Below are 14,470 nucleotides of genomic sequence, written 5' to 3' on the forward strand. Positions count from 1 at the left end.
CTCTAAACACCTTGACAAACCGGGCTTAGATGGCTATGATATTCATTAGTTTATTAAGATAAAGGCGTTGAAGAAGAAGAGTACGGCACCACCCTTGCAAGAGAGGACCATCCACGGGCTGGAAGATGGTTTCAAGTAGGAGTGACGGAAGGTAGCTTCGGAGCCGGTTGGCTGAAAGGCAAGTAGGTCATCCCGGAGTCGTTCCCGTTAGCGAATAAGAGGAGATGTATAGAAGCAGTTTCTTCTGTACAATGAAGGTGGTACCGCGGATTTTATTTCGCCCTTTACATGCTGGTAAGGGGTGATTTTTTATTTGGCAGGGTGCTTCCGGCATCCATGGCTTGCCCCGAATTGTGAAAAGAGTGTGAAACATTTACGAAGGAGTATGAGGAGGAAACTATGAGCCAGAACCTTGAAACAACTTACAATCCGAAAGAGATTGAGCCGAAATTATATGAAAAATGGTGTGAAAGCAAATACTTTCATGCTGAAGTGGACAGAAGCAGGAAACCGTTTACAACAGTAATGCCGCCGCCGAATATAACTGGCAAACTGCATATGGGACATGCGCTTGATAATACGCTGCAGGATATCCTTATCCGTTATAAAAGAATGCAGGGCTATAATGCATTGTGGATTCCAGGGACGGACCATGCCGCCATTTCCACGGAGGTTAAAGTCACGAACCAGCTGAAAGAAGAAGGCATTGACAAAAAGGAGCTGGGAAGAGAGAAGTTTTTAGAGCGTACGTGGCAGTGGAAGGATGAATACGCAGGGACGATAGAGGGGCAGCTCAAAAAGCTCGGCGTGTCTTGTGACTGGGACAGAGAACGGTTTACCATGGATGAAGGCTGTTCCAAAGCAGTGGAGGAAGTATTCATCAAACTGTATGAAGAAGGATATATTTACAAAGGCTCCAGAATCATCAACTGGTGTCCGGTCTGCAAGACTTCACTTTCTGACGCAGAAGTTGAACATGAAGAACAGGACGGTTCATTCTGGCATGTAAAGTATCCGATTGTCGGAACAGACAGATTCCTTGAAATAGCGACCACGCGTCCGGAGACGATGCTCGGGGATACCGCCATCGCGGTACATCCCGATGACGAGCGTTATAAAGACATTGTCGGCAGGACGGCATTGCTTCCGCTTGTAGAGAGGGAGATTCCGATTGTTGCAGATTACTATGTAGATAAAGAGTTTGGCACAGGTGCCGTGAAGATTACACCGGCTCATGACCCGAACGACTTTGAAGTAGGCAAGCGCCACGATCTTCCGGAAATCAATGTTATGAACGATGACGCCACCATCAACGAAAATGGCGGCACATATGCAGGCCTTGAACGGTATGAGGCTAGAAAGGTGATTGTAAAGGACCTTGAGGAACAGGGCTATCTCGTCAAAGTAGCGCCCCATTCCCATAATGTAGGCACGCATGACCGCTGCCATACGACAGTAGAACCGCTGATCAAGCAGCAGTGGTTCGTGAGGATGGAAGAACTTGCAAAACCTGCCATTGATGCAATCAAGACGGGTGAGTTGAAATTTGTTCCGGAACGTTTTGACAAAATTTACCTGCACTGGCTTGAAAATATACGCGACTGGTGCATCTCCCGCCAGATATGGTGGGGGCACAGGATTCCGGCCTACTATTGTGACGAATGTGGTGAAGTAGTCGTGGCAAGGCAGAGGCCGGAAGAGTGTCCGCACTGCGGATGTACACACTTCACGCAGGACGAGGATACGCTTGACACATGGTTCAGCTCCGCGCTGTGGCCATTTTCCACGCTTGGCTGGCCGGAGAAGAATGAGGATCTGGATTACTTCTATCCTACCGACGTGCTCGTGACAGGGTATGACATCATCTTCTTCTGGGTAATCCGGATGGTGTTCTCCGGGTATGCGCATACCGGAAAATCGCCGTTCCATACTGTATTCATCCACGGACTTGTGAGAGATTCGCTCGGACGTAAGATGAGCAAATCGCTTGGAAATGGTATCGACCCGCTGGAAATCATAGACCAATATGGCGCGGACGCGCTCCGTATGACGCTGGTAACAGGTAACGCACCGGGCAATGATATGCGTTTCTATAATGAAAGAGTGGAAGCAAGCCGTAACTTTGCCAATAAAGTATGGAATGCGTCGCGTTTTATTCTGATGAACATCGAAGGCAAAGACATCGCGCAACCTGATGCAGGAAAGCTTCTGGATGCAGACAGATGGATACTGTCAAAGTGTAACAGGCTCGTGCGTGAAGCCACAGAGAATATGGATAAGTTTGAACTTGGCATCGCGCTCCAGAAGGTATATGACTTTATCTGGGATGAATTCTGTGACTGGTATATCGAGCTGGCCAAACAGAGGATTTACCGTGCACAGGAAGAGCCGGAGGCGGCCAACGCCGCTCTGTGGGTATTGAGGACGGTGCTCAAAGATTCTCTGAAGCTTCTGCACCCGTTTATGCCTTTCGTGTCGGAGGAGATATATGGTAAGCTCGTACCGGAAGAGGCATCTCTGATGATGTCATCTTGGCCGGAGCATAGACAAGACAGGGATTTTGCAGAAGCGGAAGAAGTCGTGGAACACTTGAAGGCGATTATTTCAGGCGTGCGCAATATCCGTGCGGAGATGAACGTGCCTGCGGCCAGGAAGACGAAGATATACGTGGTAAGCGAAGATGACAAATTGAGGGCCGGCCTTTCTGCACTAAAGGATTCTGTCATCAGAATGGCAAGTGCAAGCGATTTCATCGTCCAGAATGACAGAGAGGGGATTGCGGAAGACGCGGTCTCTGTCGTCGTACCGGATGCAGCTGCCTATGTTCCGCTCAATGAGCTGGTAGATTTTGAACAGGAAACAGAACGTCTGACAAAGGAAGAGGCACGGCTTACAAAAGAAATCGCGCGTGCCACAGGGATGCTGAACAATGAGAAGTTTATGAGCAAGGCTCCGGAGGCCAAGGTCCAGGAGGAAAAAGACAAACTTGTGAAATATCAGCAGATGTTAGACCAGGTTAAAGAAAGGCTGGAAGGACTGAAGGCCAGACAGCCATAAGGGGATAATATGAAGATTCAGATTAATAGACCTGACATAAAAGGTACATTTCATAAATTGAAACATATGAACAAGGAAGATGTCAAAACTTACTGGAAGGCCAGAAGGGAAAGGCGTGCCAGGATTATAGAGCAGCGCCGTAACAGCGCGTTTGCAAGGAAGATGAAGCCGGTGTATAAGTTTATGAACCGTTTTTCCCTTCTGTTCCATGTGATTCTTGCATGCTTCCTCAATCTTGTGATTGAGGCGATATCGAGGCACTCCCTGTTTGAAGCATGGGATTATATGACAGGCACGCCAATGGTATTCTTGTACAATGCATTTATGATATTTATCACATTTTCTATCGTGTATCTGTTCAGGAGAAGAGTATTTGTCAGGATTCTGATCAGCGTGTTCTGGCTCATCCTCGGAGTGGCCAATGGCTATATGCTGCTTAAGAGGGTCACGCCATTTAACGCTCAGGATCTGAAAGTGGCAAAGGATGGTCTGAGTCTCATCAACAATTATTTTAATGGATTTGAACTGGTTATCCTGATTATCGGAATCGTGTCCGTCGTCATCTGGGTCGTGTCCATGTGGAAACGCGGCGGGCAGTTTGAAGGCAAGGTGCATCATGTATGGGCATTGCTCGGCATAATCGTATGCTTTGCAGCATATGGGCTCTTCTCTAATCTTGCAGTAGAGAAAAGAGTCGTATCAACGTATTTCGGAAATATAGCATTTGCATACGAAGACTATGGCTTCCCGTATTGCTTTATGGCAAGCGTCTTCAACACAGGCATCAACGAGCCGAACGATTACAATAAGAAAACGATTGAAAGAATCAGCAATAACGGAGAAATTACTAAAAATGAGACCGGCCGCACGGAAGAGGAACTGCCGAATATCATTTTTATACAGCTGGAATCCTATTTTGACGTGGCAGATGCAGAGTTCTTTACCACATCTGAGGATGCGAGCCCGAATCTTCACGCGATGTACAAGAATTATTCCTCGGGCTACTTTAAAGTGCCATCCGTGGGCGCCGGTACTGCGAATACGGAGTTTGAAGTGCTGACAGGCATGAACCTCAGGTATTTTGGACCCGGCGAGTATCCGTATAAGACGGTACTTAAAAACCAGACGGCCGAAAGTGCCGCTACTGCATTGGCCGCACTTGGTTACGGCTCACACGCTCTCCACAATAACGGTGGAAATTTCTATAGCAGGGCGAACGTATTTAACAACATCGGATTCGACAGCTTTACGAGCAAAGAATTCATGAATATACTTCAGACGACGGAAAACGGATGGGCAAAAGACGATATACTCATCCAGCATATCATCGATGCCATGGATACGACAGAGCAGCAGGACTTTGTGTTTGGCGTCAGCGTACAGGGCCATGGAGACTATCCGGAAGAGCAGATTATAGAAAATCCGAAGATCAAAGTGGAAGGGATTGAAGACGAAGGGCTGAAAAATAAATGGGAATACTATGTGAACCAGGTCTATGAAATGGACCAGTTTGCGGGGGATCTTGTAAAAGCCATCGAAGAGAGAGGGGAACCGACAGTGGTCGTATTCTACGGTGATCATCTTCCGACGATGGGACTGAAGGCGGAAGACCTGAAAGGCCGTTATCTCTACAATACGAACTATGTTATCTGGGATAATATCGGACTGAAGAAGGAAGACCGCAACATACCGTCCTACCAGATTATGGCGGATGTATTTGACCGCCTTGATATCCATTCCGGGACCGTATTCAACTATCACCAGGAGCGCAGGAAGACGAAGAACTACCTGTCCGATCTGGAACTACTGCAGTATGACATTCTGTATGGCAAGCAATACGTTTATAATGGAAAGGCGCCTATTACGGAAGGCCATATGCAGATGGGTGTGAAAGATGTCACGCTCACGAATGTAGTGAAGCATCTTGAGGAGGGCTGCAGCTTGTATGGGGAGAACTTTACAAAGCACAGCAAGATATTTATAAACGGGGAAAAACAGAAGAGTACATTTCTTAACAATACCCGTATAGACCTGCCGGAGACTACGCCGTCAGACGGAGACATCATCACGGTCGTCCAGATGGGATCCAGCAATACGACCTTCCGGACTTCTAATGAATACGTATATCAGGACGGCATGCTGACAGTGAGGGAAGGGACCGGTACTGATCCTGACAAATCGTGGACGGAACAGACCGGCAATGCAGAAGAATAATGGTGAGAGCAGTGAATTATGAACAGGCCGCAGCCTATATAGAGGAGCTGCCTAAATTTACGAAAAAGCATTCGCTGGACCACACCCGGGAGTTCTTAAGGCGGCTGGGCAATCCAGGTGAAGACCGGAAGATTGTCCACGTAGCCGGGACAAATGGAAAAGGTTCGGTGTGCGCATATATACAAGAGATACTGATGGCTGAGGGGAAAAGGACGGGGTTCTTTACGTCCCCTCATCTTATATCCGTCAATGAAAGGATACGGGTTGACAATGTACCGGTGGAGGATGAGACTTTCCTTGACGTATTCTGCCAGGTCATGGAGGTAGTTGGAGAGATGGAGCGTGAAGGCATATCCCATCCTTCCTATTTTGAATTTCTCTATGGCATGGGGATGAAAGTGTTCGCTGCGGCAGATGTCGAGTATATCATCCTGGAGACAGGTCTGGGCGGAAGGCTTGACGCGACGAATTCTGCAGGGAATCCGTGCCTGACCGTCATAACGTCCATCAGTCTTGACCATACGGACATACTTGGAGACACGATTGAAAAGATTGCGGCTGAGAAAGCAGGAATTATCAAGACAGGGGTACCTCTGATTTTTGACGGAAGCTGCCGCTCTGCGGCAAAAGTGATTCGAATGAAGGCAGAAGAGATGGGGGCGCCCTGTAGAGAAATCTCGAAAAATGCGTACGAAATCCTGGAAGTTGGGCGCAAATCTATTGCTTTTTGCAGGACGAATGCGTATGATAAAGATGTTACGTGGAAGATGCCTGTCTGTGGCGTCTATCAGGTTATGAATGCAGTTCTTGCCCTGGAAGCGGCGGATTACCTTCTTGCAGACGAAGGTGTCCACAGGGACCGGTGGCACGAAGCGCTGGCTGCGGTAAAGTGGCAGGGACGGATGGAAGAAGCCGCCCCTCATGTGACGATAGACGGAGCCCACAATCCTGGTGCGGTGGAGGCATTTACAGAGACTGTGCGGATATTGGAAGAAGGGAAAGAAGCCAGGCCTGTGGTCATATTTTCCGCAGTGGCGGATAAGAGCTATGAACAGATGATATCATATCTGTGCCAGAATCTGGATGCAGCTGTTTATATTGTCACGGAAATCGATGACAGACGTAAGGTACCGGCCCGGGAATTGGGACAGGTATTTGTTAGATATACAGATAAAAGAGTGATTGTTAAAAATGAGTTGAGGGATGCCCTTGACACGGCCAGGGATATCAGGGGAGAGGGAGAGATATATTGTCTTGGTTCCCTGTATCTGGCAGGGATGGTAAAAAAGCTGTTGGCAGGAGGCGAAGAACATGCTTGATTTTGAAGAGGAATTAAAGAAATTCCAACCCAGTGTGGAAGTGGAAGATATAGAAGATGCAGTCTATCAGGAGGATTTGACTGATATGACGGATATACTCAAAGAAATGATAGAGCAGACGAAGTAGAAGAAGGGTTACGTAGATATATGGATTATTCAATGAAACTCTTATACCAGTCCAATTATTGGTATAACGATGGACTTAAGAAAGCCAATATCCGGGATTTATCCGGCGCGATAACATCCTTAAGGCGCAGTTTACAATATAATAGAGCGAACATTGCTGCCAGAAATCTTCTAGGCCTTGTATATTACGGCAGAGGAGATGTGGGTGAGGCTTTGGTTGAGTGGATTCTCAGCAAGAATTTCCAGTCTCATGAAAACATATCCAATTATTATATCCAGAAGCTTCAGGAGACGCAGGGAGAGCTTGATACGCTGAATCAGGCGGTTAAGAAGTTCAACCAGGCGCTCGGGTATGCCCGCCAGAACGGCGAAGACCTGGCAATCATACAGCTTAAGAAGGTCGTCGCCGCTCATCCGACCTATGTGAAAGCATATCAGCTTCTCGCACTTTTATATCTCCAGACAGAGCAGTATTCCAAAGCGAGGCAGTGCCTGAGGATAGCCCACAAGCTGGACACGACGGACGACATCACGCTTAGGTACATGCATGAGCTGAACCAGGTACGCAAAGCAAAGAATGTACGGATCAAGGAGAAGGATTCCGAGGAACAGCAGCAGACCGTTACTTATAATATCGGTAATGAAACGATTATACAGCCGGTGTCATCGAGCTACAAAGAACACACAGGGCTGCATACGATTGTGAATATAGCAATCGGAGTGCTTGTGGGAGTCGCGGTCATGTGGTTTATGATTATGCCCGCGATCAACGCCTCAAGACAGGATAAGCTCAATAAGCAGACCGTGGCGTTCAGCGACCAGATTGCGACGCAGAAAGCACAGATAAGTGCTTTGAAGAAAGAGCTTGAGGATTATCGTTCCACGAGCGAGGAGACGGAAAATGCCAAAGCCACGGCTACTTCCACCCAGGACAGTTATGAGATAGTCATGAACATCTCCAAGCATTATAATGCAAAGGATATGAGCAACGATGCCATGCTGGAGGAACTTTTGAAAGTTAATGCGGAATCACTTGGAACCGTGGGGCGGGAACGCTTTGACGAGATAACCGGGGAGCTCTATCCGAGGATGTGCGAGGACCTGTACTCTACATCTAAGAATAATTTTGAAGTTGCCAACTATGATACTGCTATCAGCAATCTTGAAAAGGTAATGCAGATGGATGAAGGATATTCCGACGGCGGTGCCAAGCTTCTGCTTGCCCAGTCTTATGAAAAGAAAGGGGACCAGGACAAGGCGAATATCGAGTATCAGAAGATTATAGAGAACTATCCGAACACCGAGGCGGCATCCGAGGCTCAAAAAGCACTGGACGAACAGAAGACCGGCGGGGAGAACAAGGACGATGGCGGTACGGATGATCAAACTGAATAAGGAAAAAACAGGGTTACAGAAGATAAAGGATATGCAATTAGATTGCATGTCCTTTTTTGGTGACATCGACGAAGAAAGGGTTGGGGACGGAGGTTTTTTAGATTTCCTCCGTCCCCAATTAAAAAATCCCTGTCCCAAATTGAATTTGCCCTGTCCCGATATAAAACATAGAAAAGAGGAGGAGTAACATGAAGTATGAAGTGCAGGAGAATTGCCTTACCATATTCCTGCCGACAGAACTGGATCATCACAATGCAGAGAGCATCAGGCGAGAGGCTGACCATCTGATTGAAAAGAACCATATCCGATATGTAATTTTTGATTTTGCGGATACGGTTTTCTGCGACAGTTCTGGGATTGGCGTGATTATGGGACGCTACAAGCGAATCTATATGTTAGGAGGAGAGGTGTGTGCAGTCCACACCAATGAAAGAATGAAGAAAATTTTGACTATGTCCGGAGCAACAAAAATTATGCAGATATATGAGGAGGATAAGTAGATGGAAAATACGAATGAAATGCAGTTGATATTTGACAGCCGTTCATCTAATGAGTCATTTGCGAGGGTCACGGTAGCGGCTTTTATGACCTCACTGAACCCGACGGTAGAAGAAGTCTCCGATGTCAAGACGGCCGTGTCAGAAGCAGTTACCAACGCAATCATCCATGGATATGAGAGCGAAGTACATAATATCTATATCCGATGCAGGACAGAAGGCAAGACCCTGTTCCTGGAGATTGAGGACAAGGGAAAAGGCATACCGGATGTAAAAAAGGCTATGGAACCGCTCTTTACAACGAAGCCGGAATTAGACCGGTCTGGCATGGGATTTTCGTTCATGGAAGCTTTCATGGACCATCTGGATGTCGTATCTGAACCAGGTAAAGGAACAACCGTAAAAATGGAAAAAACTATTGGTAAAGGACGTAAGGTATGGACCACACAATCGCTTTGATTCAAAAATCTCACCAGGGGGATGAAGAAGCGAGAGCACAGTTAGTAGAGGAAAATGCAGGACTTGTATGGTGCATTGTTAAACGTTTTTATAACCGGGGCGCTGAAGCAGAAGATCTGTTCCAGGTCGGGAATATCGGGCTCTTGAAGGCAATCGATAAGTTCGATATGTCGTATGAAGTCAAGTTCTCGACCTATGCTGTCCCGATGATATCTGGGGAAATAAAGCGTTTTCTCAGAGACGACGGCATGATTAAGGTAAGCCGTTCTTTGAAGGAGCTTGCCTACAAAGCGTACCTCTGTCAGGAAAGGCTTCAAGAGGCACTTGGACGGGAACCGACTATAACTGAGATAGCAGAATATCTTGAGGTCGACCGGGAAGAGCTTACGATGGCGCTGGATGCAAGCGGCGATATCGAATCGCTGCACAAGCCTATATATCAAAAAGAAGGGCAGGAAATCCGTCTCATGGACAAGCTTCCGGAAAAAGAAGGCGGAGAGGAGAAGATTCTGAACCATATGCTGCTCCAGCAGCTGCTGGAATATCTTAACAAAGATGAACGACAGCTTATCTATCTGCGGTATTTTGCCAACCAGACGCAGTCGCAGGTAGGTCAGGAACTGGGAATATCCCAGGTACAGGTATCGCGTCTGGAAAAGAAAATTTTAAAACGACTGCGTGAAAGAATATAAAAAGCATACCCGTGTATATTTTCCCGAAATATATCCATACTAACCCACAAAAGAAGTATAAGGAGGGTGTCAGTATGGATGAGGCCAGGAAAAAACTCCGGGTATGCTTAATTTGTGTAGTAGCAGCGGCCGTCATTATAGGCTGTATCTATTACTTTAATGACGTAAGAAGCAAAAGCGATGTCAGCGAGGGAACGCTAATAATGACTGAAATGGAAAGCAGGGTGTAGGCATGGCGGCAAACAGCGAGACAGTATATATAAAAGCAGACAGAAATGTAGAAGTTACAAAACCTGACGTGACACTTGGGGACGTGCTTACGATGGAATGTTCCAATCCGTCGGTTGTTCCGAAGCTGAATACGCTGAAGCTTTTGAAATTTCATCACACAGATAAGAAAAGCCAAAACAGAGTTGCAATATCCATCTTAAAAGTTATAGAAATTATTCATGAACAGTTTCCTAATATGGATATACAGAATCTGGGGGAACAGGACTTTATCGTAACATACGAGCAGCAGCAGACGGCCGGTGGATTTGCACATGTACTGAAAGCGGCATGCGTAATCGTCATTACGTTTATAGGCGCTGCATTTTCTATTATGGCCTTCAACAATGACGTTGATACGGTCAAACTCTTCTCCCAGATATACGAGCTCGTAACTGGTCGGAAGACAGATGGCTTTACGATACTGGAACTGACGTACTGTATCGGGCTTATAATAGGAATTCTCATCTTCTTTAATCACTTTGGCAAGAAAAAGTTCACCGTAGACCCGACTCCAATGGAAGTTGAGATGCGTCTGTATGAAAATGATATTCAGACGACATTGATAGAAACATATTCCAGAAAGGGCAAAGAACAGGATGTGGGCAGCACAAATCCTTCTGGCACTCATCGGACTTAGCGCCGGAGTAGTTGTTGCCGGCGGTCTGTTTTCCTTTATCATCGGACTTGGAGTCGTATCCGATTTTGCAGACCGTACGCACACCGGAGAACACGTCTTATTGTATGAAGACTGCGTCGCACTCGGGGGTATGCTTGGCAATATATTTTTTATTTACAGGATTGCCATTCCCCACGGCGGATTCCTGCTGCCTATATTCGGGCTGTTTGCAGGCATATTTGTTGGCTGCTGGTCCATGGCGCTTGCAGAAATCTTAAACGTATTTCCAATTTTTATCCGGCGTGTTAAGCTACTAAGATACATCCCTTATCTTATCGCCGGCATGGCATTTGGCAAAGGAATCGGTTCATTGATATTCTTTTTCAACCGCTGGTAAAAAGGGACACGGTAAATTCAATCAGGGACAGGGATAAGTGAGGTTGGGGACGGAGGTTTTTTAAAAAACCTCCGTCCCCAACCTCACCCGCCCGAGTTATCCCCAAAAGGAGGAAAAATTGTGGATAAGCAAAAACAGCAGCAGGCTTATGAAAATTATGTAAAACAAAAAACGCCGGTACACAACCTTCCGGCTAATATGGCGAAGGCTTTCGTTGTCGGAGGCACCATCTGTGTCATTGGACAGGCAATTTTGAACTATTGTGAGAAGGCAGGGCTTGATAAGGACACGAGTGCCGGATGGACTTCTCTCATCCTTATCCTGCTCAGCGTACTGCTGACCGGAATTAATATATACCCAAGCATCGCCAAATGGGGGGGAGCCGGCGCACTCGTGCCCATAACCGGTTTCGCAAACTCTGTGGCAGCGCCTGCCATAGAATATAAGAAAGAAGGCCAGGTAATGGGCATCGGCTGCAAGATTTTCACAATCGCAGGTCCGGTTATCCTATATGGTATCTTTACAAGCTGGGTCATAGGACTTGGCTATTGGATTCTAAAACTTGCTGATATCATCAAATAGATTTTGCGATAGACAACATATTCCCGATTCTTACCGCATAAGGTTGTACTAGGACAGGAAGTACAGGCCTGTTGAATTCCATTTAAAGGGGTTAATGTGGATAAGGAGAGGGAATATTATGTTTGAGAACAAGACAGTCAGGGAGGCATGCGAAGAACTGAGAACCGATTCAGAGAATGGCCTTTCCTATACGGAAGCAGCACAGCGCCTGCAGGACAATGGTGCAAATGAACTTAAGTCTGCCAGGAAGAAGACCAAAATCGAGTCGTTCTTCGAGCAGCTTAATGACCCGCTCATATACGTCCTGCTTGCCGCGGCGGCAGTTTCTATACTGTTACAGGAAGTCAGCGACGCTATCATTATAATTGTCGTAGTGCTCATGAACGCATTTGTCGGTATCATTCAAGAAGGAAAGGCGCAAAAAGCGCTGGATTCCTTGAAGAAGCTGACAAGCCCAAAGGCAATCGTAATCCGCGAAGGAAAGGAGCAGGAGGTACAGGCCTCATCGCTTGTACCTGGTGATATCGTATGCCTGGATGCCGGCTGCCAGATACCGGCTGACATGAGGCTTGTCAAGGCGAATAATCTGAAGGTAGAAGAATCCGCGCTGACCGGTGAGTCGCTGCCGATTGAGAAGAATGCGGACTTCCTTGCCGGGAAAGGGAAGGGACGAGGATACAAAGCGTCGTCCGTACCGCTCGGTGACCGCAGAAATATGGCTTATATGTCCACAATAGTGACAAACGGGCGTGGGCTCGGCATCGTGACAGCCACAGGGATGAATACGGAAATCGGAAAAATAGCCGCTCTGATTAATGACAGCCAGGAAGAGATAACACCGCTGCAGAAGCGGCTGGGGGAACTTGGCAAGATGCTGAGCATACTGTCTCTTGGTCTGTGCGCCGCTCTGTTCTTCATCGCTGTACTCCAGCACCGGAATATGGCAGAGATGCTTATCACAGCCATCTCACTTGCAGTGGCAGCAGTACCGGAGGGGCTACCGGCAGTCGTTACCATCTGCCTGGCGCTGAGCGTGACACGGATGGTGAAGGTACATACGATAGTCAGGAGGCTTCCTTCTGTGGAAACGCTCGGAGCCGTAAGCGTCGTCTGCTCTGACAAGACGGGGACGCTTACACAGAACAAGATGACAGTAGAGGGCTGCTATATCAATCAGAGAATCATAGACGGGAAAGAGCTCAATGTAAGGGAACATAGAGAACTGCTGCAAGGAATGACGTTATGTAACGACGCTGTGCAAAAGGATGGAAGCAGCATCGGAGACCCGACAGAACTGGCCCTTTTGAATCTTGCGGAACAGTACGGTATCCGAAGGGAAGCACTGGAAAAGGAGATGCCAAGGAAAAAGGAACTGCCCTTTGACTCCGGCCGTAAGATGATGAGCACGATGCACAAGAACGGTTCTTCAAATGTAACTTATACGAAAGGCGCTCCGGATGTGGTGCTCAAAAGATGCAGCCGCATACTGATACGAGGAAATGTAACGGCCATGACGGAGACGCACCGCCGTCAGATTCAAGAAGCAATCGAGAAAATGTCTTCACAGGCGCTGAGAACGCTGGCAGTTGCTATGAGAACCGGGGGTACGGCACCGGTGGAGCGGGAACTGACCTTCATCGGAATGGTTGGAATGAGGGACCCGGCCCGTCCGGAGGCAAAAGGGGCGGTAGCCAGATTTAAACAGGCAGGGGTTACTACAGTTATGATTACCGGGGACCATGTTGATACTGCATTTGCCATAGCCAGGCAGCTTGGAATAGTAGAACGCCAGGAACAGTGCATGACAGGAGAAGAGGTACAGAATCTGTCGGAGGAAAAATTTTTGAAAAAGCTGGATGATGTCCGTGTGTTTGCCCGGGTGTCGCCGGAACACAAAGTTCGTATTGTGAAAGGTTTTAAGACAAGGGGAAATATAGTTGCGATGACGGGCGACGGTGTTAATGATGCCCCTTCACTTAAATCTGCAGATGTGGGAATAGCGATGGGAATGACAGGGACCGATGTGGCCAGGCAGGCATCGGACATCATATTGACTGACGATAACTTTGCAACGATAGAGAAAGCGATTGAAGAAGGCAGAGGAGTGTACGAGAACATCCGAAAGACGGTAATATTTCTCCTGTCATCCAATCTCGGCGAGATAATGACGATGTTTCTCGCTGTGCTCTGTGATATCGCTTCGCCCCTGAAATCAAGCCATATCCTCTGGATTAACCTGATTACCGACTCCTTGCCGGCACTGGCGCTCGGCGTCGATGAGAACGATGGGGACAGCCTGATGGAAGAGCCTCCGAGGAAAGCCAAGGAAAGCCTGTTTGCGAGAGGGGGCCTGGCATGTACATGTTTCTATGGGCTGCTTATTGCGGGAATCAGCCTGACTGCATTTTTTACGGTTCCTTATGAATTGCTCATGAGCAAAGGTGCCCCGTTTTCGATTTCCAATATCGCGCTTGCGCTCCAGAACGAAGAGATACTTATGAGAGCTCAGACATATGCATTTACAGTACTGGGTATGTCCCAGCTGTTTCATGCGGTTGGGATGCGGGATATCCACAGGTCTGTGTTCCGCATGAACCATTTGGAAAATAAATGGATGATAGTAGCCTTCCTACTTGGATTTGTGCTGCAGATATCTGTGACGGAGGTTCCGGTGCTCATCCAGGCTTTCGGTACGGTTCATCTCGAGTTGCACGAATGGATCAGGCTGACGATACTGGCAGCGTTTCCTTTACTGGCCCATGAGCTTATGGTGTTTTTGCAAAAACCAGAAAAGGATGTATGTAATCAAGTGAAAATGGAAAGCATAAGAATCGATAGGTAATCCT

At 47.4% G+C, this 14,470-nt stretch carries 14 protein-coding genes and 1 other annotated feature; all 14 genes read left to right on the forward strand.

The window, feature by feature from the left end; genetic code table 11:
• Positions 1 to 58: 58 nt before the first annotated feature.
• Positions 59 to 288 (forward strand) — a binding site (T-box leader).
• A gap of 111 nt (positions 289 to 399) precedes the next feature.
• The 14 genes from HMPREF0980_RS10520 to HMPREF0980_RS10575 all read left to right on the forward strand — a co-directional run bounded on the left by HMPREF0980_RS10520 (position 400) and on the right by HMPREF0980_RS10575 (position 14,466).
• Positions 400 to 3,057: a valine--tRNA ligase gene (locus tag HMPREF0980_RS10520; RefSeq protein WP_049729006.1), complete on the forward strand. Its 2,658-nt coding sequence runs from the start codon at positions 400 to 402 to the stop codon at positions 3,055 to 3,057.
• A 9-nt stretch (positions 3,058 to 3,066) separates the two neighbouring features.
• Entirely contained in the window at positions 3,067 to 5,271 is a 2,205-nt protein-coding gene (locus tag HMPREF0980_RS10525) for an LTA synthase family protein (protein ID WP_049729007.1), read from the forward strand.
• Positions 5,271 to 6,590 (forward strand): bifunctional folylpolyglutamate synthase/dihydrofolate synthase, encoded by a 1,320-nt coding sequence (locus HMPREF0980_RS10530; protein WP_084002732.1) that lies wholly within the window; start codon positions 5,271 to 5,273, stop codon positions 6,588 to 6,590. The genes HMPREF0980_RS10525 and HMPREF0980_RS10530 overlap by 1 nt, the downstream gene beginning before the upstream one ends.
• Positions 6,583 to 6,717 (forward strand): hypothetical protein, encoded by a 135-nt coding sequence (locus HMPREF0980_RS19595; RefSeq protein ID WP_006442847.1) that lies wholly within the window; start codon positions 6,583 to 6,585, stop codon positions 6,715 to 6,717. The genes HMPREF0980_RS10530 and HMPREF0980_RS19595 overlap by 8 nt, the downstream gene beginning before the upstream one ends.
• Before the next feature lie 20 nt (positions 6,718 to 6,737).
• Positions 6,738 to 8,111: a tetratricopeptide repeat protein gene (locus HMPREF0980_RS10535; RefSeq protein ID WP_049729008.1), complete on the forward strand. Its 1,374-nt coding sequence runs from the start codon at positions 6,738 to 6,740 to the stop codon at positions 8,109 to 8,111.
• Complete coding sequence (locus HMPREF0980_RS10540; protein WP_049729009.1) at positions 8,083 to 8,298, forward strand: hypothetical protein; 216 nt, start codon at positions 8,083 to 8,085, stop codon at positions 8,296 to 8,298. The genes HMPREF0980_RS10535 and HMPREF0980_RS10540 overlap by 29 nt, the downstream gene beginning before the upstream one ends.
• A 1-nt stretch (position 8,299) precedes the next feature.
• Positions 8,300 to 8,611 (forward strand): STAS domain-containing protein, encoded by a 312-nt coding sequence (locus tag HMPREF0980_RS10545; protein ID WP_049729010.1) that lies wholly within the window; start codon positions 8,300 to 8,302, stop codon positions 8,609 to 8,611.
• Positions 8,612 to 9,067 carry an anti-sigma F factor gene (gene spoIIAB / locus HMPREF0980_RS10550; protein WP_049729011.1) on the forward strand — a complete coding sequence of 152 codons (456 nt, stop codon included), beginning with the start codon at positions 8,612 to 8,614 and terminating at the stop codon, positions 9,065 to 9,067. It abuts the gene before it with no gap.
• Complete coding sequence (locus tag HMPREF0980_RS10555; protein ID WP_049729012.1) at positions 9,046 to 9,759, forward strand: SigF/SigG family RNA polymerase sporulation sigma factor; 714 nt, start codon at positions 9,046 to 9,048, stop codon at positions 9,757 to 9,759. The genes spoIIAB and HMPREF0980_RS10555 overlap by 22 nt, the downstream gene beginning before the upstream one ends.
• A gap of 74 nt (positions 9,760 to 9,833) precedes the next feature.
• Positions 9,834 to 9,989: a hypothetical protein gene (locus HMPREF0980_RS19145; RefSeq protein ID WP_006442841.1), complete on the forward strand. Its 156-nt coding sequence runs from the start codon at positions 9,834 to 9,836 to the stop codon at positions 9,987 to 9,989.
• A gap of 2 nt (positions 9,990 to 9,991) precedes the next feature.
• The gene (locus HMPREF0980_RS10560) at positions 9,992 to 10,666 is read left to right on the forward strand and encodes a stage V sporulation protein AA (RefSeq protein WP_049729013.1); all 675 of its coding nucleotides are present in this window, start codon (positions 9,992 to 9,994) and stop codon (positions 10,664 to 10,666) included.
• Positions 10,626 to 11,042, forward strand: coding sequence for a stage V sporulation protein AB (locus HMPREF0980_RS10565; RefSeq protein WP_049729014.1), 417 nt, complete (start codon positions 10,626 to 10,628; stop codon positions 11,040 to 11,042). Before HMPREF0980_RS10560 ends, HMPREF0980_RS10565 begins: the two co-directional genes overlap by 41 nt.
• 120 nt (positions 11,043 to 11,162) lie before the next feature.
• Positions 11,163 to 11,624 (forward strand): SpoVA/SpoVAEb family sporulation membrane protein, encoded by a 462-nt coding sequence (locus HMPREF0980_RS10570; RefSeq protein ID WP_049729015.1) that lies wholly within the window; start codon positions 11,163 to 11,165, stop codon positions 11,622 to 11,624.
• A gap of 118 nt (positions 11,625 to 11,742) precedes the next feature.
• On the forward strand, positions 11,743 to 14,466 hold the full coding sequence (locus HMPREF0980_RS10575) for a cation-translocating P-type ATPase (protein WP_049729016.1): 2,724 nt from the start codon (positions 11,743 to 11,745) through the stop codon (positions 14,464 to 14,466).
• The last annotated feature ends 4 nt before the right edge of the window (positions 14,467 to 14,470 follow it).

This window comes from Dorea sp. D27, assembly GCF_001185345.1.
Lineage (GTDB): Bacteria > Bacillota > Clostridia > Lachnospirales > Lachnospiraceae > Extibacter.